This is a genomic window from Bradyrhizobium sp. CCGUVB1N3 (assembly GCF_024199925.1).
Lineage (GTDB): Bacteria > Pseudomonadota > Alphaproteobacteria > Rhizobiales > Xanthobacteraceae > Bradyrhizobium.
The window spans coordinates 2,688,628-2,707,294 of the sequence record NZ_JANADR010000001.1 but is presented as its reverse complement, the minus strand read 5'-3'; the positions used below and the strand labels follow the sequence as shown (position 1 = coordinate 2,707,294).

At 64.7% G+C, this 18,667-nt stretch carries 17 protein-coding genes; 11 read left to right on the top strand and 6 right to left on the bottom strand.

Annotation, left to right across the window (positions count from 1 at the left end; all coding sequences use genetic code 11):
- The first annotated feature begins 27 nt into the window (after positions 1 to 27).
- From NLM33_RS12800 to NLM33_RS12780, 5 genes are all read left to right on the top strand, one after another.
- The gene (locus tag NLM33_RS12800; protein WP_254096398.1) at positions 28 to 1,278 is read left to right on the top strand and encodes an ABC transporter substrate-binding protein; all 1,251 of its coding nucleotides are present in this window, start codon (positions 28 to 30) and stop codon (positions 1,276 to 1,278) included.
- A 192-nt stretch (positions 1,279 to 1,470) separates the two neighbouring features.
- On the top strand, positions 1,471 to 2,349 hold the full coding sequence (locus NLM33_RS12795) for a branched-chain amino acid ABC transporter permease (protein ID WP_256570525.1): 879 nt from the start codon (positions 1,471 to 1,473) through the stop codon (positions 2,347 to 2,349).
- On the top strand, positions 2,349 to 3,326 hold the full coding sequence (locus NLM33_RS12790; protein ID WP_254096397.1) for a branched-chain amino acid ABC transporter permease: 978 nt from the start codon (positions 2,349 to 2,351) through the stop codon (positions 3,324 to 3,326). Before NLM33_RS12795 ends, NLM33_RS12790 begins: the two co-directional genes overlap by 1 nt.
- A complete protein-coding gene (locus NLM33_RS12785; RefSeq protein ID WP_254096396.1) occupies positions 3,323 to 4,054 on the top strand; it encodes an ABC transporter ATP-binding protein in 732 nt (243 codons plus the stop codon). Before NLM33_RS12790 ends, NLM33_RS12785 begins: the two co-directional genes overlap by 4 nt.
- On the top strand, positions 4,038 to 4,742 hold the full coding sequence (locus NLM33_RS12780; protein ID WP_254096395.1) for an ABC transporter ATP-binding protein: 705 nt from the start codon (positions 4,038 to 4,040) through the stop codon (positions 4,740 to 4,742). Before NLM33_RS12785 ends, NLM33_RS12780 begins: the two co-directional genes overlap by 17 nt.
- A 314-nt stretch (positions 4,743 to 5,056) precedes the next feature.
- Here the strand turns inward: NLM33_RS12780 and NLM33_RS12775 are convergent, their stop codons facing one another.
- Positions 5,057 to 5,716, bottom strand: a complete 660-nt coding sequence (locus tag NLM33_RS12775) for an aldolase (RefSeq protein ID WP_254096394.1) — start codon at positions 5,714 to 5,716, stop codon at positions 5,057 to 5,059.
- Between the two features lie 120 nt (positions 5,717 to 5,836).
- Here NLM33_RS12775 and ltnD point away from each other — a divergent pair, with 120 nt between their 5' ends.
- The 4 genes from ltnD to NLM33_RS12755 all read left to right on the top strand — a co-directional run bounded on the left by ltnD (position 5,837) and on the right by NLM33_RS12755 (position 10,701).
- On the top strand, positions 5,837 to 6,751 hold the full coding sequence (ltnD, locus tag NLM33_RS12770; protein WP_254096393.1) for an L-threonate dehydrogenase: 915 nt from the start codon (positions 5,837 to 5,839) through the stop codon (positions 6,749 to 6,751).
- Between the two features lie 10 nt (positions 6,752 to 6,761).
- Complete coding sequence (otnI, locus tag NLM33_RS12765; RefSeq protein ID WP_254096392.1) at positions 6,762 to 7,544, top strand: 2-oxo-tetronate isomerase; 783 nt, start codon at positions 6,762 to 6,764, stop codon at positions 7,542 to 7,544.
- Positions 7,541 to 8,830 carry a 3-oxo-tetronate kinase gene (gene otnK / locus NLM33_RS12760; protein WP_254096391.1) on the top strand — a complete coding sequence of 430 codons (1,290 nt, stop codon included), beginning with the start codon at positions 7,541 to 7,543 and terminating at the stop codon, positions 8,828 to 8,830. The genes otnI and otnK overlap by 4 nt, the downstream gene beginning before the upstream one ends.
- A 179-nt stretch (positions 8,831 to 9,009) precedes the next feature.
- Entirely contained in the window at positions 9,010 to 10,701 is a 1,692-nt protein-coding gene (locus tag NLM33_RS12755; RefSeq protein ID WP_254096390.1) for a methyl-accepting chemotaxis protein, read from the top strand.
- A 120-nt stretch (positions 10,702 to 10,821) separates the two neighbouring features.
- On the opposite strand, the gene NLM33_RS12750 is transcribed toward NLM33_RS12755, so the two are convergent.
- Together NLM33_RS12750 and NLM33_RS12745 are read right to left on the bottom strand one after the other, a co-directional pair.
- Positions 10,822 to 12,330 carry an acetyl-CoA acetyltransferase gene (locus NLM33_RS12750; protein WP_254096389.1) on the bottom strand — a complete coding sequence of 503 codons (1,509 nt, stop codon included), beginning with the start codon at positions 12,328 to 12,330 and terminating at the stop codon, positions 10,822 to 10,824.
- 171 nt (positions 12,331 to 12,501) lie between these two features.
- Complete coding sequence (locus NLM33_RS12745) at positions 12,502 to 13,635, bottom strand: nitronate monooxygenase (protein WP_254096388.1); 1,134 nt, start codon at positions 13,633 to 13,635, stop codon at positions 12,502 to 12,504.
- A 242-nt stretch (positions 13,636 to 13,877) separates the two neighbouring features.
- Between NLM33_RS12745 and yghU the strand changes: the two genes are divergently transcribed.
- Complete coding sequence (yghU, locus tag NLM33_RS12740) at positions 13,878 to 14,759, top strand: glutathione-dependent disulfide-bond oxidoreductase (protein WP_254096387.1); 882 nt, start codon at positions 13,878 to 13,880, stop codon at positions 14,757 to 14,759.
- A gap of 114 nt (positions 14,760 to 14,873) precedes the next feature.
- On the opposite strand, the gene NLM33_RS12735 is transcribed toward yghU, so the two are convergent.
- The 3 genes from NLM33_RS12735 to NLM33_RS12725 form a co-directional block, all read right to left on the bottom strand.
- Entirely contained in the window at positions 14,874 to 16,148 is a 1,275-nt protein-coding gene (locus NLM33_RS12735; RefSeq protein ID WP_254096386.1) for an acyl-CoA dehydrogenase family protein, read from the bottom strand.
- Positions 16,149 to 16,400: 252 nt separating this feature from the next.
- Positions 16,401 to 16,778: a VOC family protein gene (locus tag NLM33_RS12730; RefSeq protein WP_254096385.1), complete on the bottom strand. Its 378-nt coding sequence runs from the start codon at positions 16,776 to 16,778 to the stop codon at positions 16,401 to 16,403.
- A 122-nt stretch (positions 16,779 to 16,900) separates the two neighbouring features.
- Positions 16,901 to 17,680, bottom strand: coding sequence for an SDR family NAD(P)-dependent oxidoreductase (locus tag NLM33_RS12725; protein ID WP_254096384.1), 780 nt, complete (start codon positions 17,678 to 17,680; stop codon positions 16,901 to 16,903).
- Positions 17,681 to 17,876: 196 nt separating this feature from the next.
- Here NLM33_RS12725 and NLM33_RS12720 point away from each other — a divergent pair, with 196 nt between their 5' ends.
- Entirely contained in the window at positions 17,877 to 18,665 is a 789-nt protein-coding gene (locus NLM33_RS12720) for an enoyl-CoA hydratase/isomerase (RefSeq protein WP_254096383.1), read from the top strand.
- Positions 18,666 to 18,667 lie beyond the last annotated feature (2 nt).

Here is an 18,667-nt window from a genome sequence, read left to right as displayed (position 1 = left end):
GAAATCCGTAACAGGGGGAATTTGCTGATGACGATCACTCGCCGTGATGTTCTGCTCGGAGCCACTGCCACAGCCACCGCTGCGCTCATGCCGCTTGCTGCGCGCGCGCAGACCTCCGAGATCGTGATCGGCCTGACCTATCCCATGTCGGGCGCCAACGCGCAGATCGGCGTCGATGCGCAGCGCGCATTCGAGACTGCGGTCGACATCATCAACAAGGACCTCGATCTTGACCTGCCGCTCGCCAAGGGTGAAGGACTGCCGGGCCTCGGCGGCGCCAAGATCCGCCTGGTCTTCGCCGATCACCAGGGCGATCCGCAGAAGGGCCGCGCCGAGGCCGAACGCCTGATCACGCAGGAAAAGGTCTGTGCCGTGCTCGGCACCTATCAGAGCGCTGTCGCGGTCACCGTCAGCCAGACCTGCGAACGTTACCAGATACCGTTTATGTCGGCGGACAATTCTTCGCCCAGCCTGCATCGCCGCGGCCTGAAATACTATTTCCGTGCCTCGCCGCACGACGAGATGTTCTCGGCGGCGATGTTCGATTTCCTCGATGCGTTGAAGAAGAAGGGCACCAAGATCGAGACGGTGGCCCTGTTCCACGAGGACACGATCTTCGGCACCGACTCGGCGAATGCGCAGCTCAAGCTCGCCGCCGAGCGCGGCTACAAGGTCGCCGCCGATATCAAGTATCGTGCCAATTCGCCGTCGCTGTCGGCCGAAGTTCAGCAACTGAAGGCCGCCAATGCCGACGTGCTCATGCCCTCGAGCTACACCACCGACGGCATCCTTCTGATCAAGACCATGGGTGAGCTCGGCTACAAGCCGAACGCCATCGTGGCGCAGGCCGCCGGCTTCTCCGAGAAGGCGTTCTATGACGCGGTCGGCGACAAGGTCGCGGGCGTGATCACCCGCGGCAGCTTCTCGCTCGATCTCGCCGCCAAGCGGCCGATGGTCGGCAAGATCAACGACATGTTCAAGGCGAAGTCCGGCAAGGATCTCAACGACAACACCTCGCGGGAATTCATGAGCATGATCATCATGGCGGACGCCATCAACCGCGCCAAGTCCACCGACGGCGAGAAGATCCGCGACGCCCTGGTGGCAACCGAGATGCCGGGCGAGCAGACCATCATGCCCTGGAAGCGCGTCAAGTTCGACGAGATGGGCCAGAACAACGATGCCGATCCCGTGCTTCTTCAATATGTCGGCGGCAAGTTCGTCACCATCTCGCCGGCGCAGGCCGCGGTTGCCGAGCCCATCTGGCCGATGAAGTAAGCGGCGCGCGCCATCTCCAACCGTCGTCCCGGACAAGCGCAGCGAAGGGAGCGCAGATCCGGGACCCATACCCCCAGGCAGGCGTTTTGCGATGATTGGCTGTTGTCCGTCCTATCGATGCACTTGTGGTAATGGGTCCTGGCTTTCGCCAGGACGACATTGGCGTGATGCGTTGAGAGGGGAGCTCCACAAGTGACCGCCGAAACCATTATCCAAAGTCTTGCGAGCGGCCTCTTGATGGGGCTGCTCTATGGATTGATCGCTGTCGGGCTCGCCCTGATCTTCGGCTTGATGGACGTTGTGAACTTTGCCCATGGCGAGTTCCTGATGATCGCGATGTACGCGACCTTCTTCCTGTTCGCGTTCTTCGCGATCGACCCCTTGCTCGCGGCGCCGCTGGTCGCCGCGGCCTTGTTCGTGTTCGGGGCCCTGATCTATCTCTTGATCGTGCGCTTTGCGATGCGCGCCAAGGCCAATGCCGGCATGGTGCAGATCTTCGCGACATTTGGCCTGGCGATCGTGATGCGGGGATTGGCGCAGCTCTTCTTCACGCCGGACTATCGCAGCGTCACCCACTCCTGGCTCGGCGGCAAGACGGTGTCGGTCGCCGGCATCTTCCTGCCGGAGCCACAGCTCGTTGGCGCCCTGGTGTCGATCGCGGCGTTTGCCGGGCTCTATTTCTTCATCAACCGCACCGATTTCGGCCGTGCGCTGGAGGCGACTCGTGAAGACCCCGGCGCGGTGGCGCTGGTCGGCATCGACAAGAACCGCGTGTTCGCCCTCGGCTGGGGCCTCGGCGCGGCCCTGGTCGGTCTGTCCGGCGCCATCATGGCGGTCTTCTTCTATATCTATCCCGACGTCGGCGCGTCCTTTGCGCTGATCGCCTATGTTACGGTGGCCCTCGGCGGCTTCGGTAGCGTGTTCGGCGCCTTCGCCGGCGGCATCGTCGTCGGTTTGGTCGAAGCAACGACCGCGCTGGTGCTGCCGCCATCGCTGAAATCGGTCGGCATCTACGCCGTCTATCTCCTCGTGGTCTTCATCCGGCCGCGCGGCCTGTTCGGGTCGATGTGATGGACAAGAATTTTTCCGCGCGGCGCCGCCGCGACCTGATCATAGCCGCTGTGTTGGCGGTGATCGCAGCACTGGTGCCGCTGTTCGTGAAGGACGTCTACGTCCAGAACATCATGATCCTGACGCTGATGTACGCAGCGTTGTCGCAGAGCTGGAATATCCTCTCCGGCTATTGCGGGCAGATTTCACTGGGGCACGCCCTTTATTTCGGGTTGGGTGCCTATACAACCTCGCTTCTCTTCATGAAGTTCGGAGTGCTGCCGTGGTTCGGGATGATCGCCGGCGGCCTGATCTCGGCGCTGATCGCGATGGCGCTCGGCTATCCCTGTTTCCGGCTCGGCGGCCACTATTTCGCCATTGCCACGATCGTGATCGCCGAGATCGCGCTGCTGTTGATCCAGAACTGGGACTGGGCGGGCGCAGCGCTCGGCATCGACATTCCCGTGCGCGGCGACAGCTGGCTGAAGTTCCAGTTCACGCGAAGCAAGCTGCCGTACTTCTATTTCGCCCTCGTGCTCGCCTGTGTCGCCTGGTTCGTCACCTGGTGGCTGGAAGATTCCAAATGGGGCTTTTGGTGGCGTGCGGTGAAGGACAATCCGCAGGCCGCCGAGAGTCTGGGCGTCGACGTGTTCAATTCCAAGATGGGCGCCGCGGCCGTCTCGGCCTTCCTGGTCGCAGTCGGCGGCAGCTTCTATGCGCAGTTCGTCTCCTATATCGATCCTGAAAGCGTGATGGGCTTCCAGTTCTCGCTGCTCATGGCGCTGCCGGCGGTGCTGGGCGGGATCGGCACTCTCTGGGGACCCGCGCTCGGCGCGGTCATCCTGATCCCCCTGACGGAATTGACGCGCTCCTATATCGGCGGTTCCGGCCGCGGCGTCGACCTCATCGTCTATGGCTCACTGATCATCCTGATTTCGCTGGCGCTGCCACGGGGACTGGTGAGCCTGTTCTCCTCGCGCAAGGGAGCCGCACGATGAGCGCGCTCCTCGAAACCCGCGGCGTCTGGCAGCGCTTCGGCGGCCTCGTCGCCAACTCCGACGTCTCGATCTCGGTCGGCCGCGGCGAGATCGTCGGGCTGATCGGACCCAACGGCGCCGGCAAGTCGACGCTGTTCAATCTCATCGCCGGCGTCCTGCCGCCGACGCAAGGCTCGATCTGGTTCGACGGCGAGGATGTCACGCGCATGCCTGCGGCCGAGCGCTGCCAGCGCGGCGTCGGGCGCACCTTCCAGGTGGTCAAGAGCTTTGAGACCATGACGGTCATTGACAACGTCATCGTCGGCGCGCTGGTGCGCAACACCGTGATGCGCGAGGCCCGCCGCAAGGCTCATGAGGTACTCGAATTTACCGGCCTTGCCGCGCGTGCAAATGTGCTCGCAAGCGATCTCGTTCCGGCCGAAAAGCGCCGCCTCGAAGTCGCGCGTGCGCTCGCGACCGAACCGAAACTGTTGCTGCTCGACGAAGTCCTCACCGGCCTCACGCCGACGGAAGCGCAGACCGGCGTCGCGCTGGTGCGCAAGGTGCGGGATGCCGGCATCACCGTGCTGATGGTCGAGCACGTCATGGAGATCGTGATGCCCCTGGTCGACCGCGCCATCGTGCTCGACCTCGGCAAGGTGCTGGTCGAGGGCAAGCCCACTGAGGTCGTTCGCGATCCCAAGGTGATCAGCGCATATCTGGGAGATCGTCATGCTGTCGGTGCGTGAAGTCACGACCGCCTATCAGGGGCTGGTTGCGATCTCCTCCGTGTCGATCGATGTCGAGAAGGGCGAGATCGTCTGCGTCGCCGGCGCCAACGGCGCGGGCAAGTCGACGCTGCTCAAATCCATCGCCGGCGCAGAGCGCCCGCGCTCGGGCACCGTGACGTTCGACGGCAAGCGCCTCGACGGCATGGCGCAGCATCACATCACGGCCACCGGTATCGCCTATGTGCCGGAGAATCGCCGCCTGTTCCCGCGCCTGTCGGTGCGCGACAATCTTCGCCTCGGCAGCTATCTCTACCGCGGCGAAGCAGATCGCGAAGGGCCGCTCGACCTCGTGTTCAAGCTGTTCCCGCGTCTGTCCGAGCGCCTCGAGCAGCGCGCCGAGACGCTAAGCGGCGGCGAGCAGCAGATGCTCGCGATCGGCCGCGCGCTGATGACACGGCCGCGGCTGTTGATGCTGGACGAGCCCTCGCAGGGCATCATGCCAAAACTCGTCGACGAGATTTTTCAGGCGGTCAAGCGCATCCGGGACGCCGGCATGACCGTGTTGATCGTCGAGCAGCGCATGGCCGAATGCCTGGAGATCGCGGACCGCGCCTACATCCTGCAAACCGGCCGTGTGCTGATGCAGGGGGCATCCGCGGAGATCAGGGGCAACCCGGACGTGCGCAAGGCGTATCTGGGGCTGTAGGCCCGAAAGAGGATGCCGTAGGGTGGGCAAAGGCGCGAAGCGCCGTGCCCACCGTTTTTGTGGACGCATGGTCGGTGGGCACGCTTCCGCCTTCGCTCTACGAGCTACGGCGGACAAGTCGCTTTGCCCGCACTACAGGTACTTACTGTAATCTCTGGACTGTCTCCACAAGCACAGCCGTCATCCTGAGGTGCGCGCCCCTGCGCGCCTCGAAGGATGGGCCGCGAGCTCCTGTGGCCCATCCTTCGAGGCTTCACCTTGCGATGCAAGCGCATCGCAAGGCTCGCACCTCAGGATGACGTCTGTAGGTGTGGCTAGTGCCCATGCTCCGGCAGCGTCAGCCCGAACACCTTCACCAGATCCTTCACCTGCTCCGGCGACAGGTGGCGCGGGTTGAGCCCGCGCAGCAGCAGGTACAGCTTTGCCGTCTCCTCCAGCTCCTCCGTCGCGAACACCGCGGCTTCCAGCGTGTCGCCGGCGACGACCGGGCCGTGATTGGCGAGCAGCACCGATGAATATTTCCCGGCGAGCCCCTTGATCGCATCCGCCACCGCGGGATCGCCGGGGCGGTAATAGGGCACGAGCGCGGTGGCGCCGCATTTCATCAAATAATAGGCCGTCATCGGCGGCAGCGCCGCGCGCGGGTCGATCTCGGGCAGCATCGAGAGCGCAACCGAATGGGTCGAGTGCAAATGCACGATCGCGCGTGCCGCGCCCCGCGTCTCGTAGAGCGCGGTGTGCAGCGGAACCTCCTTGGTTGGCGCATCGCCCGAGACGAGCCGGCCGGAGGGATCGAGCCGCGACAGCCGGGCCGGGTCGAGAAAGCCGAGCGAGGCGTTGGTCGGCGTCACCAGCCAGCCGCCGTCGGGAAGCTTGACGCTGATATTGCCTGAGGAGCCCGGCGTCAGGCCGCGCTCGAACAACGAGCGGCCGAAGCGGCAGATATCCTCGCGAAGTTTGCTGTCATGGCTCATGAAAGGGGCGCCCTCACGGCCTCGTTGTCTCATGCTTTGGCAGCGCGGCCAAGCCGTGATATGCGGTCTCAAGAGGCCGCTGAGACCGGCCATTGAGGAACGTTCCAAGGGATCAATCGCATGTCGTCAGCCTCGCAAAAATCGCGTATCGCCGTCATCGGGCTCGGCTCGATGGGCTTTGGCATGGCCACATCGCTGAAGCGGGCGGGATTTGCCGTCACCGGTTGCGACGTCTCGGCCGACGCCGTCGCGCGCTTCGTCAAGGACGGCGGCGCGGGCGCGAAGACGCCGGCGGAGGCGGCGAGGGAGGCGGATGTCGTCGTCAGCGTCGTCGTCAACGCCGCGCAGACCGAGGCGATCTTGTTCGGCCAAAACGGCGCCGCCGAGACCATGCCGAAGGATAGCGTCTTCATCTCCTCCGCCACCATGGATCCCGACGTCGCCCGGCGCCTCGCAAAACAGCTCGAGGCGACCGGCCGGCACTACCTGGATGCGCCGATCTCCGGCGGCGCGCAGCGCGCCGCGCAAGGCGAGCTGACGATCCTCGCCTCCGGCAGTCCGGCCGCTTTTGCCAAGGCGCGCCCCGCGCTCGATGCCATGGCGGCAAAGCTCTACGAGCTCGGCGATGCCGCGGGCCAGGGCGCCGCCTTCAAGATGATCAACCAGCTCCTGGCCGGCGTGCACATCGCGGCCGCTAGCGAGGCGATCGCCTTTGCCGCCAAGCAGGGCCTCGACATCCGGAAAGTGTACGAGGTGATCACGGCCTCTGCCGGCAATTCCTGGATGTTCGAGAACCGCATGCCGCACGTGCTCGACGGCGACTACACCCCGCGCAGCGCGGTCGAGATTTTCGTGAAGGACCTCGGCATCATTCAGGACATGGCGCGCTCGGCAAGATTCCCGGTGCCGGTCTCGGCTGCGGCGCTCCAGATGTTCCTGATGACGGCTGCCGCCGGCATGGGGCGCGACGACGATGCGTCGGTGGCGCGGATGTATGCGCAGGTCACCGGCGTAAAGCTGCCAGGCGATAAATAAGAGGATTCCCATGCCCCGTTTTGCCGCCAACCTCACGATGATGTTCACCGAGGTGCCGTTCCTCGACCGCTTCGATGCCGCAGCACAGGCCGGCTTCACCGCCGTCGAATTCCTGTTTCCCTATGATCACCCGGCCGAAGCGGTCGGCGAGCGGCTCAAGCGCAACGGGTTCACGCAGGCGCTGTTCAACCTGCCGCCTGGCAACTGGGACGCCGGCGAGAAGGGCTTTGCGGCGCTCCCGTCCCGCTTCGGCGATCTCAAGCAGGGTCTCGAGACGGCGCTGCCTTACGCCAGGGCGACCGGCGTCAAGCGTCTCCACCTGATGGCCGGCATGGCCAACCGCGGCGATCGCCTCGCGATCGAGGCGTTCTACAAGTCGGTGACGTGGGCGGCCGAATTCTTCGCGCCGCATGGCATCGACATCGTGATCGAGCCGATCAATTCGCGCAACGTTCCCGGCTACTTCCTCAACGACTTCGGCTTCGCGCGCGACGTGGTCGAGGAGCTGAGGATCCCGAACCTCAAGCTCCAGTTCGACATCTATCACTGCCAGATCATCCACGGCGACGTCACGATGCGCCTGCGCGAGATGATGCCGATCATCGGCCATATCCAGATCGCCAGCATCCCGTCGCGCAACGAGCCTGATAGCGAAGAGCTGAACTATCCCTTCCTGTTCGCCGAGCTCGACCGGCTTGGCTATGCCGGCTTCGTCGGCTGCGAATACAATCCGCGCGGCAAGACCACCGATGGTCTCGCCTGGTTCAAGCCTTATGCTGGAGTGAAGCCGTGACGCTGGCAGCGAAAATTTCTCTTGGCTGCATCGCCGACGACTATACCGGCGCGTCCGATCTCGCCAACACGCTGACGCGCGCGGGCCTGCGCACCGTACAGACCATCGGCGTGCCGCCCGACGACCTGGCGCTGCCCGAGGTCGACGCCGTCGTGGTATCCCTGAAGAGCCGCTCGATCGAGGCGGGACTTGCGGTGACGCGCTCGCGCGCGGCGGACAAATGGCTGCGCGGCCGCGGTGCGAGCCACGTGCTGTTCAAGATCTGCTCGACCTTCGATTCTACCGACGCCGGCAATATCGGCCCGGTGATGGACGCGCTGCGCGACGACTGCGATGGGGCGATCGTGCTGGTGACGCCGGCTTTCCCCGAGACCGGCCGCACCGTCTACCAGGGCAATCTCTTCGTCGGCGCTGCTCCGCTCAACGAGAGCCCGCTGAAGGACCATCCGCTCAACCCGATGCACGATTCCAACCTGGTGCGGGTGCTGGCGCGACAGAGCAGGACCAAGGTCGGTCTCGTCAATCTCGCAAGCGTGACGCGCGGCACGGATGCCGTGCGTGCGCAACTCGCTGAGCTCTCGGCCAAGGGCACGGGCGCCGCGATCATCGACGCCGTGTTCGACCGCGATCTCGAGACCATCGGCCTCGTCGCAGCCGGCCATCGGCTGTCGGTCGGCGCCTCCGGCATCGGCCTCGGGCTGGCGCGGGCGCTCGTCTCCACGGGGAGGGTGAGTCCGATTGTCGCAGCCGCCGAGGCGAGCGCGCCGGTCGGCGGACCGGCGGCGTGTCTCGCCGGTAGCTGCTCGCAGGCGACCCTTCAGCAGATCGCGAATGCCGAGCGTGTCATGCCGGTGTTGCATCTCGATCCCGAGCAAATTGTCGCAGGTGGAAGCGAAGCGCAGCGGGCGCTCGCCTGGGCGAAGCCCCGGCTCGCTGATGGTCCGGTGCTGATCGCCTCGAGCGCCACGCCGGAGGCAGTCGGTGCGGTGCAGGCGCGTTACGGCCGCGATGCGGCCGGTCACGCGATCGAGCAGGCCATGGCCGATATCGCCGAAGGGCTGGTGCAGTCGGGCGTTCGGCGCCTTGTCGTTGCCGGCGGCGAGACGTCGGGCGCCGTCGTCGACCGCCTGAAGATTCCGGGCTTCCTCGTCGGCGCGGAGATCGCTGCGGGAGTCCCGGTGTTGCGCGCGGTTGGTGCCAAGGAAGGCGGCATGCTGCTTGCCCTTAAATCAGGCAATTTCGGCGGGCCGGAGTTTTTCTCCGACGCGCTTGGGCTCATGCGCTGAGCGCAGGGCTGTTTTAGTCCTCTGTTTATTTCTTTCGGTTTCCGTACTCGTACGGAGTCGTAGTTAACATCTGCTCAGGTCGTTTGTTGTTGGATGTCGGCCGCACTCCATTTGGCTGCAGCCATTTCATGACGCGCGGTCGTGGCCCAAAGCCGCGATCCAAGACAAGAGACCCAGCAATGCTCGCGAAAATTTCCATTCGTGCCAAGATCATCGGCGTCGTAGCCTTCCTCCTGGCCGCGATGACCGGCATGGGTGTGCTTGCCGTCATGAAAATGCGGGCGATCAACGCCAACACCCTCGATATCGCTACGAGCTGGATGCCGAGCGTTCGGGTGCTCGGCGAGCTCCGCGCCAACGTCCTCACTTATCGCACTGTGGTACGCGCTCATCTGTTGGCCGAGACGACGGAGGAAAAGCTTGCGGCAGAAAAGACGGCAGGGGAGGTGATCGACGCGCTGGCCAAGTCCCGCAAGGAATACGAGCCGATGATCACCTCGCCGGAGGAGCGTGCGCTGTACGCCGAATGGTCCAAGCTGTGGAACGACTACAAGAAGGGTACGGACGATGTCATGGCGCTGTCGCGCAAGGATGTCGGCAAGATCTCGCACGAAGCGCGTGATTTGAACAGCAAGGTCGTTGGCAAGATCGGCGTGCAATCGGACGAGGTGCTGAAAAAGGATATCGAGCTCAACACCAAAGGCGGCAACCAGGCCGCCCAGGATGCCGCTGACAGCTACGCCTTCGCCTTCATGCTGGTCTCCGTCATTCTCGGCTCCGCCCTCGTCATCGGCATCGGCCTCAGCTTCTACATGATCCGCGATGTCTCCAGCGGCATCAATTCCATCGTCGAGCCGATGCAGGCGCTCGGCAAGGGCGACCTGACCGCCGAAGTGCCGCACCGGGGCGAGAGGACCGAGATCGGCGCCATGGCCGACGTGCTCCAGGTGTTCAAGGAGGCGTTGGTCGCCAAGAAGGCGGCCGACGAAGCCGCCGCGCGCGATGCGGAGGTGAAGATCGAGCGCGGCCGCCGCGTCGACAACATCACCCGCGAATTCGAATCCATGATCGGCGAGATTGTGCAGACGGTTTCGTCTGCCTCCACTCAGCTCGAAGCCTCCGCCTCGACGCTGACGGCGAGCGCCGATCGCTCGCAGCAGATGGCGACCACGGTCGCCGCCGCTTCGGAAGAAGCCTCCACCAACGTGCAGTCGGTGGCCTCGGCCACCGAGGAGATGGCCTCATCGGTCGGCGAGATCAGCCGCCAGGTCCAGGAATCGGCGCGGATGGCGGGCGACGCCGTCGGCCAGGCCCGCACCACCAGCGAACGCGTCAGCGAGCTCTCCAAGGCCGCCTCCCGCATCGGCGACGTCGTCGAGCTGATCAACACCATCGCTGGCCAAACCAACCTTTTGGCGCTGAACGCGACCATCGAGGCGGCACGCGCCGGCGAAGCCGGCCGCGGCTTCGCGGTGGTGGCCTCCGAAGTGAAGGCGCTCGCCGAGCAGACCGCCAAGGCGACCGGCGAGATCGGCCAGCAGATCACCGGCATCCAGGCCGCCACCAACGACTCCGTCGGCGCGATCAAGGAAATCTCCTCGACCATCGAGCGCCTCTCCGAGATCTCCTCGGCCATTGCAGCAGCCGTCGAGGAGCAGGGCGCCGCGACCCAGGAGATCGCCCGCAACGTGCAGCAGGCGGCACAGGGCACCCAGCAGGTCTCCTCCAACATCACAGACGTGCAGCGTGGCGCGACCGAGACCGGCACGGCCTCCTCGCAGGTGCTGTCGGCAGCGCAGATGCTGTCCAACGATTCGAACCGGCTGAAGACCGAGGTCAGCAAGTTCCTGACCAACGTTCGCGCGGCGTGATCTTCCGACATCGACGTAGACAGTAGGGTGGGCAAAGCGAAGCGTGCCCACCATTGTCACGACAATCGCGGAATCAATGGTGGGCACGGCGCTGACGCGCCTTTGCCCACCCTACAAGATCTACCCGACCCGCCACTCCGGCACGCCATCGGCGGCCATTGTGATGACGCCGAGCGAGTCGACGGGCGTGCGATTCATGTCGAGCAGGTGTGCCAGCGTCGTGCCGTCACCCGCTGGAATGCGCGCCAGCGTGCGCCGGTCATCTTCCGTGCTCAGCATGACGACGCCGTGCTCGATGTCGCCATTGCGGCCGTAGATCACGGTAAAGCTCTCGACCTTGCCCGGGCCCGAGGCCTCGGTCACGAACTCCGGCACCGCGCGCTTGTTGTGGTCGGCATCAAGCTGAACGCTCGTGTCCTGCGCCAGCGCCGTGCGTGGCGGTGTTTTCGAGAGCACGAGCCCGTGGTGCTTGGTGACGAAGCCGCCCTGACCGTAGAGCAGGCCGAGTTTCGCGCCATCGCGCAACTTGCGCACCATCGCGCAGGCCGCATGCGTCATATAGGTGTTGAGCGGCGCGCCGAAGAAGGTGAGGCCGCCGGTTACGGTCGGCTGCACGTCGGGCCCCAGGCCCAGCGTCCGGCGCGCCATCTTCGGCACGCAAGGAAAGCAGCTGTAGAGCTCGATTGCGTCGAACTGCTTGCCGTCGCCGCCGGCGAGGTCCATCACCGCCTTCAGCACCGCATTCTGCGGATGGCTCTCATAAAACTGGTCGCGCAAGAGATAGTCGCGCGGCTCCTCGGCCGATGCGCCGCCGAGCGGATAGACCAGCCGATCTTCGGCAATGCCGGCTTCGCGCGCCTTGGCAAGGCTGGTGAGCAGCAGCGCGCCGCCCATGTTGACCATGGGGTTGGCGACCATCAATTTCGTGTAGGGCCAGGCGATCAGGCGGTTGTCCGCGGTCGGTGTCGTGATCTCCTCCGGCGCAAAGCGCCGTTTCAACCAGGCGTTGGGATTTTGCGCGGCGGTGTCCGAATAGCGTGACCACAGCGTGCCTGACTCCGCCATCGCCTCGCGCGGGCTCTGGCCCCAATGCGCCGAGGATGCGGCCTCGTAGAAGGGATAGACCGTGACGGGGCGGAATACGCCCAGCTTCACGGCAAGCGGCTTCTGGAACGCTGCGCCGCGCTTCGGCTCCTCGACGTCATGTGCAAATGGCGTCCACGGCAGCTTGGCGCCGGCGCGCTCCGCCTTGGTCGCGGTCGATTGCGCCTCCGCGCCGCAGACGGCGGCGACGCTGCATTCGCCGCGCGCGATGCGCTGCGCCGCCTCATGCAGATAGCGGATCGGGCTCTCGCCGCCGACCGGGCCGTAATAGCAATGCGAAGGCTGGATGCCGAGCCGCTGCGCCAGCAGCTTTTCGGGATCGCGATAGCGCCAGCTCAGGAAGTTGACGACGTCGAGCGATTGAACCTCGCCGAGCAGCTTTGCACCGGCATCTTCTTCGGCGCGCCGCAGCGCCCGCTCGAGAAGATCGAGCGGCTCGAGGCCCTCGGTGATCTCCTCGGGCCGGTCGACGATCTCGCCGACGCCGACGATGACGGGAATGCGGTCAGGGGGGAGGCTGGTCATTTCTTGTTCTTCGTTCTCTCAACAAATTAAGACCTCATCCTGAGGAGCCTGCGAAGCAGGCGTCTCGAAGGATGGGCTGCGGGCGAGATGGGGCCTTCATGGTTCGAGACGGCGCTCCGCGCCTCCTCACCATGAGGGCGGTAGTGTTTGTCGCCAACGTGGACGAGCAAATCACTCCGCCACCAGCGCATTCATGTGCTCGACGGCTTCGGCGAACTCTTCCTTGAACTCCTGCACCACCGCACCTGCCGACTTCACGCTGTCGATGAGACCAACGCCCTGGCCGACGAAGTAGCTGACGAGGTCGCGCGCCCGCGCATTGCCGGCGGCGGCCGCGCGGTCGATCGAGTTGAAGGCGTCGCGGCTGACGATGCTTTGCAGCGGCATCGGCAGCGCGCCGGGGCTGTCCGGTGCGCGGTCCCAGGCATCGGTCCAGACCGAGCGGAGCTGCCGCGCCGGCTTGCCGGTGCGGCCCTTCGAGCGCACGGCGTCGCGCGAGGACGCTGCGATCATCTTCTCGCGAAAAATCTCCGTGGTCTCCGACTCGACCGTCGCGAGCCACACCGAGCCGGTCCACGCCCCGGCGGCGCCCATTGCCATGCAGGCGGCCATCTGCCGACCCGTCATGATGCCGCCGGCCGCCAGCACCGGCACGTCGCGGATCGGCTTCACAGCTTTGATCACCTCCGGCACCAGCACCATGGTCGAGACCTCGCCGCAATGGCCGCCGGCCTCGGTGCCCTGTGCGACCAGGATGTCGACACCGGCGGCGACATGGCGCAGCGCGTGCTCCTTGGCGCCGACGAGTGCGGCCACCGGCACGCCGTGCGCCTTGCCCATCTCGATCATCGATTTCGGCGGCACGCCCAGCGCATTGGCGATCAGCCGGATCGGATGACGGAAGGAGACCTCCAAGAGCTCCAGCGCCGTCTTGGCGTCGAACGGCTGCGGCTGGTTGTCGGCGACGGAGGTGCTGGTCAGCTCGATGTCGTACTTCTTCAGGAGGTTGCGCGTGTAGTCGCGATGCGCCTGCGGCACCCGTGCCTCCAGGCTCTTCCAGGTGACGTCCTTCTCGCCCGCGGTCGAGATGTTCTCGGGGATCAGCACGTCGACGCCATAGGGCTTGCCGTCGACGTGATCGTCGATCCATTTCAGCTCGCGCTCGAGGGTATCAGGCGTGTGCACGGTGGCGCCCAGCACGCCGAAGCCGCCGGCGCGGCTCACGGCGGCAACGACGTCACGGCAATGGCTGAAGGCGAACAGGGGGAACTCGATTCCCAGCATGTCGCAGATCGGCGATTTCATCTGTCTCTCCCCGGCGACCGGCTTCGTTGCTCTTGCTTTGGCGAAACGCTAGCCCAGCCTCGCCGCCATGCAAAGGCGGTTCGCCCTGGGCTTCTTGCGTGCAGGCGCCAGACGGACGGGGCGGCCCGGCCATGACGAAACGGGGAGGGCGCCCATCTGCCAATGCAACCCGGCGCTCTTGCCAATCTCGCCGCTATCGCTAGCTAACAGCCCACGCGCCTTTCGCGCTGGAGCCCTTTTTCATGACCGACGCACCCGCCTACGAGCCGCCCAAAGTCTGGACCTGGAATAAAGCCAATGGCGGACAATTTGCCAGCATCAACCGCCCGATCGCAGGGCCCACGCATGACAAGGAGCTTCCGGTCGGCCGGCATCCGCTCCAGCTCTATTCGCTGGCGACCCCGAACGGCGTGAAGGTGACCGTGATGCTGGAGGAGCTGCTGGCGCTCGGCCACAAGGGTGCCGAATACGACGCCTGGCTGATCAATATCGGCAAGGGCGACCAGTTCGGCAGCGGCTTTGTCGCCATCAATCCGAACTCGAAGATCCCTGCGTTGCTGGACCGCTCCGGCCCCGAGCCGATCCGCGTGTTCGAGTCCGGCTCGATCCTGGTCTACCTCGCCGAAAAATTCGGCGCCTTCCTGCCGAAGGATATCAAGACGCGCACCGAGGCGATGTCCTGGCTGTTCTGGCAGATGGGCAGCGCGCCCTATCTCGGCGGCGGCTTCGGCCACTTCTATGCCTACGCACCGACCAAGATCGAATACGCCATCGACCGCTTCGCGATGGAAACCAAGCGCCAGCTCGACGTGCTCGACCGGCGGCTTGCGGAGAGCGAGTACCTCGCGGGCAGTGAGTACACGATCGCCGATATCGCAGTGTGGCCCTGGTACGGCGCGCTCGCCAAGGGGCTGGTCTATGGCGCCGGCGAATTCCTGTCGGTGCAGGACTACAAGAACGTGCAGCGCTGGACCGATCAGATCGCCAAGCGCACGGCCGTCAAGCGCGGCCGCATGGTCAACCGTGTCTCCGGCGATCCAGCGAGCCAACTGCACGAGCGTCACGACGCATCGGATTTCGAGACCAAGACGCAGGACAAGCTTCAGGCGGTGGCTGCGTCGTAAGCTCCTCCACGAATTGTAGGGTGGGCAAAGGCGCACAGCGCCGTGCCCACCATCTTGATTGCGACAGAAGAGGTGGGCACGCTTTGCTTTGCCCACCCTACGACAGCCGTACCTTTACGGCATGCTCAGCTCATGCCGTCCGACCACCATCCAGTGCACCTCGTCCGGGCCGTCGGCAAAGCGCAGATGGCGGACGTCCTGGTACATCTCGGCCAGCGGCGTCCACTGCGAGATGCCGGTGGCGCCGTGCAGCTGGATCGCCTGGTCGATGATGGTGCAGGCGCGCTCCGGCACCATGGCCTTGACCATGGAGACCCAGACGCGCGCCTCCTTGTTGCCGAGCACGTCCATGGCCTTTGCCGCCTTCAGCACCATCAGCCGCATCGCCTCGATCTCGCAGCGCGCCTGCGCGATGATTTGCAAATTGCCGCCGAGATGGGCGATCTTCTTGCCGAAGGCTTCGCGGGTCAGCCCACGCTGCACCATCATGTCGAGTGCCTTCTCGGCCTTGCCGATGGTGCGCATGCAGTGATGGATGCGCCCGGGTCCGAGGCGGAGCTGCGAGATCTCGAAGCCGCGGCCTTCGCCGAGCAGGATGTTGTCTCTGGGCACGCGGACATTGTTGAAGCGCATATGCATGTGACCGCGCGGCGCGTGGTCCTGGCCGAACACGTGCATGGGGCCCAGGATTTCGACGCCGGGCGTGTCCTTCGGCACCAGGATCTGCGACTGCTGCTTGCTCGGCGACGCATCGGGATTGGTCTTGACCATCACGATCATGATCTTGCAGCGGGGATCGCCGAGACCCGAGATGTAATACTTCTCGCCGTTGATCACCCATTCGTCGCCGACGAGCTTTGCGGTGGTCGAGATGTTCTTGGCATCGGATGAAGCGACATTCGGCTCGGTCATGGCGTAGGCCGAGCGGATCTCGCCGTTCAACAGCGGCTTCAGCCACTTCTCTTTTTGCGCCTTGGTGCCGACGCGCTCCAGCACCTCCATGTTGCCGGTGTCGGGCGCCGAGCAGTTCATGGTCTCCGAGGCGAGCGGGCTCTTGCCGAGCTCGACGGCGATATACGCATAGTCGAGGTTCGTCAGGCCTTTGCCGGTCTCGTCATCGGGCAGGAAGAAGTTCCACAGGCCTTCCTCCTTGGCCTTGTTCTTGGCCTTCTCCAGCACCTCGAGCTGACCCGGCGTAAAGCTCCAGCGGTCGTCCTTCTTCTCGCCGTGCTTGACGAACTCCACCGTCATCGGCTCGACCGTTTCGCGAATGAATTTCTTCACATGATCGTAGAGCGGCCGGACCTGGTCCGACATTCTGAGGTCATTGAGCTCGTCGCCGGGATTGAGCGTGTAGTTGGTGGTGCGGGGCACATAGGCGTGTTTCATTCTTGTTCCTCCCGATTGGGTGAGCCGCAGTTGGCGCGACAATAGACGGGGCGAACCGAAAGCGCGAGCGTGGTTTTTGAATCGGTGCAGATCAAACAGCGTTTGAAACGCTATGCCGTCGTAATCCCCGACGTCATCGCCCGACGTGATCGGGCGATCCAGGACTCCGTGACGTCAGTTGAGTCCAACGAGAGGCCGCGGCGTACTGGATTCCCCGCTTTCGCGGGGAATGACATGTCCTGTGTGGCGAGCTCAGACCATCCGGTGCATGGCGCAGATCTTGTTGCCGTCGGGATCGCGCAGATACGCAAGGTAGGCCTTGCCCGCCGAGCCCTCACGAATGCCGGGAGGATTCTCGCAAGTCTTCCCGCCGGCCGCGATGCCGGCCGCGTGCCAGGCCTCGACCTGTTCGGGCGAATTGCAGGCAAAGCCGATGGTGCTGCCATTGGCGTGCGTCGCAGGCTCGCCGTTGATCGGCTTGCTCACCGAGAACACGCCGGTCCTGGTGATGTAGAAGATGCGATGGCCGTCGACCCGCGCAGGCCGCACCTCGAGTGTCGCCAGCAGCTTGTCGTAGAACGCCTTGGCCTTGTCCAGATCGTTGGTGCCGATCATCACGTGCGAGAACATGCTTTCTTTCTCCCCGATTGTTATCACTCAGAAATCGTAGGGTGGGCAAAGCGAAGCGTGCCCACCACTTCCAGCCGAGGTGGGCACGGCGCTGCGCGCCTTTGCCCACCCTACAAGACTCCTCAAAACGCGGTATAGCCGCCGTCGATCACGAACGTATCCGCGGTGTGATAGGACGACGCCTTGCTCATCAGGTACACCGCGATGCCGCCGAAATCGGATGGCTCGCCGAAGCGCCGCTGCGGAATCCGCGGCATGACGTTGGCGACGAATTTGTCGTTGGCCATCAGGCCCGAGGTCATGTCGCTCCTGATCCAGCCCGGCAGGATCGCATTCGCGGTGACGCCGTAGCGCGCCAGCTCGACGCCGAGCGCGCGCACCAGCGCGTTGATCGCGGCCTTGGTCGCCGCGTAATGCTCGTTGCGCGCGGTGCCGAAGATCGAGGCGAGGCTCGAGGTCGCAACCAGCCGGCCGAAGGGATCGCCGGCATTGGCACGCTCGGTCATGTGCCTGGCGGCGGCCTGGAAGGCGTGGAACACGCCGTCCAGATTGGTCGAAAACATCGTGCGCCATTCCTCCTCGGTGCGCTCGACGAAGGAACGCCGGCCGCCGCCGCCGATGCCGGCATTGGCAAAGCAGCCGTCGACCCGGCCGAACGTGTCGAGCGTCGCCTTCATCGCCGCATTGACCGACGCAGGATCGGTGACGTCGCAGACGCGGGCATCGACCTTGCCGGGCGAGCCGGCCATGCTCGCGGCGGCAGCCTTGTTCTTCTCGGCGTTGCGGCCCCAGATCGAGACGTTGCAGCCTTGCGCGGCGAGCGCCTGCGCGATGCCGAGCCCGATACCGCCATTACCGCCGGTGATCACGGCGACGCGGCCGGTGAGATCGAAAATGGTCATGGGCGTTTCCCCGCTGTTCTTGGCATGTGTTCTTGGCACGTGTTCTTGGCATGACGCACATCAGCCTGTGTGCACAAGATTGTCCACTATGTCCCGATCACCATGGACAAGCCGCCGGCAAAAATCAAATATGCGCCCCGACGAAAAGCAATTCCGGTCTGCGGAACATCGCGGGCCGCAACGGGACGAGGAAACCATGCAGTTCAAACACGTCACGCTCGATGTCGACGGGCCGGTCGCGATTCTCAAGCTCGATCACCAGGAGGTCATGAACGCCGTCTCCATGGACATGCTGAGCGGGCTCGCCGAGGCGCTCGACGAGATCGAGGAGCGGAAGGGCGAGGTCCGCTGCGTGGTGCTGACCGGCGCGGGGCGCGCGTTCTGCACCGGCGCCAATTTGCAGGGCCGCAACAATCAGTCGAAGAAGACCAAGGCCGGCCTGACGCTCGAGACCGGTTTTCACCCGTTCCTGCGCCGCATCCGCAATCTGCACTGTCCGATCGTCACCGCGGTCAACGGGCCGGCTGCCGGCGCCGGCATGAGCTTCGCGCTGCTCGGCGACATGATCCTGTGCGCACGCTCGGCCTATTTCCTGCAAGCCTTCCGCCGCATCGGCCTCGTGCCCGATTGCGGCTCCACCTGGCTGCTGCCGCGCCTCGTCGGCAAGGCGCGCTCGATCGAGCTGTCGCTGATGGGCGAGCGGCTGCCGGCGGAAAAGGCGCTGGAATGGGGCCTCGTCAACCGCGTCTACGACGATGGCGCGCTGATGGAGGAGGCGATGAAGCTCGCGCATGAGCTTGCCAACGGGCCGACCGTTGCGCTGTCGCTGATCCGCAAGCTCTATTGGGACAGCCCGGAAAATTCCTTCGAGGAACAGCTCAATCTCGAATTCCAGTGCCAGCTGCGTGCAGGTGACACCGAGGATTTCCGTGAAGGCGTCGGCGCCTTCCTCGAGAAGCGGCCGGCCAAGTTCAGAGGCAAATGATC

Bases quoted from the DNA above. Each gene is read 5' to 3' on its own strand.
- NLM33_RS12790 (WP_254096397.1), top strand. From the start codon at position 2,349: ATGGACAAGAATTTTTCCGCGCGGCGCCGCCGCGACCTGATCATAGCC.
- NLM33_RS12785 (WP_254096396.1), top strand. From the start codon at position 3,323: ATGAGCGCGCTCCTCGAAACCCGCGGCGTCTGGCAGCGCTTCGGCGGC.
- NLM33_RS12720 (WP_254096383.1), top strand. From the start codon at position 17,877: ATGCAGTTCAAACACGTCACGCTCGATGTCGACGGGCCGGTCGCGATT.
- NLM33_RS12775 (WP_254096394.1), bottom strand. From the start codon at position 5,716: ATGAGCCATGACAGCAAACTTCGCGAGGATATCTGCCGCTTCGGCCGC.
- ltnD (WP_254096393.1), top strand. From the start codon at position 5,837: ATGTCGTCAGCCTCGCAAAAATCGCGTATCGCCGTCATCGGGCTCGGC.
- NLM33_RS12725 (WP_254096384.1), bottom strand. From the start codon at position 17,680: ATGACCATTTTCGATCTCACCGGCCGCGTCGCCGTGATCACCGGCGGT.
- yghU (WP_254096387.1), top strand. From the start codon at position 13,878: ATGACCGACGCACCCGCCTACGAGCCGCCCAAAGTCTGGACCTGGAAT.
- NLM33_RS12750 (WP_254096389.1), bottom strand. From the start codon at position 12,330: ATGACCAGCCTCCCCCCTGACCGCATTCCCGTCATCGTCGGCGTCGGC.
- NLM33_RS12745 (WP_254096388.1), bottom strand. From the start codon at position 13,635: ATGAAATCGCCGATCTGCGACATGCTGGGAATCGAGTTCCCCCTGTTC.
- NLM33_RS12755 (WP_254096390.1), top strand. From the start codon at position 9,010: ATGCTCGCGAAAATTTCCATTCGTGCCAAGATCATCGGCGTCGTAGCC.
- NLM33_RS12730 (WP_254096385.1), bottom strand. From the start codon at position 16,778: ATGTTCTCGCACGTGATGATCGGCACCAACGATCTGGACAAGGCCAAG.
- NLM33_RS12735 (WP_254096386.1), bottom strand. From the start codon at position 16,148: ATGAAACACGCCTATGTGCCCCGCACCACCAACTACACGCTCAATCCC.
- NLM33_RS12800 (WP_254096398.1), top strand. From the start codon at position 28: ATGACGATCACTCGCCGTGATGTTCTGCTCGGAGCCACTGCCACAGCC.
- NLM33_RS12780 (WP_254096395.1), top strand. From the start codon at position 4,038: ATGCTGTCGGTGCGTGAAGTCACGACCGCCTATCAGGGGCTGGTTGCG.
- otnI (WP_254096392.1), top strand. From the start codon at position 6,762: ATGCCCCGTTTTGCCGCCAACCTCACGATGATGTTCACCGAGGTGCCG.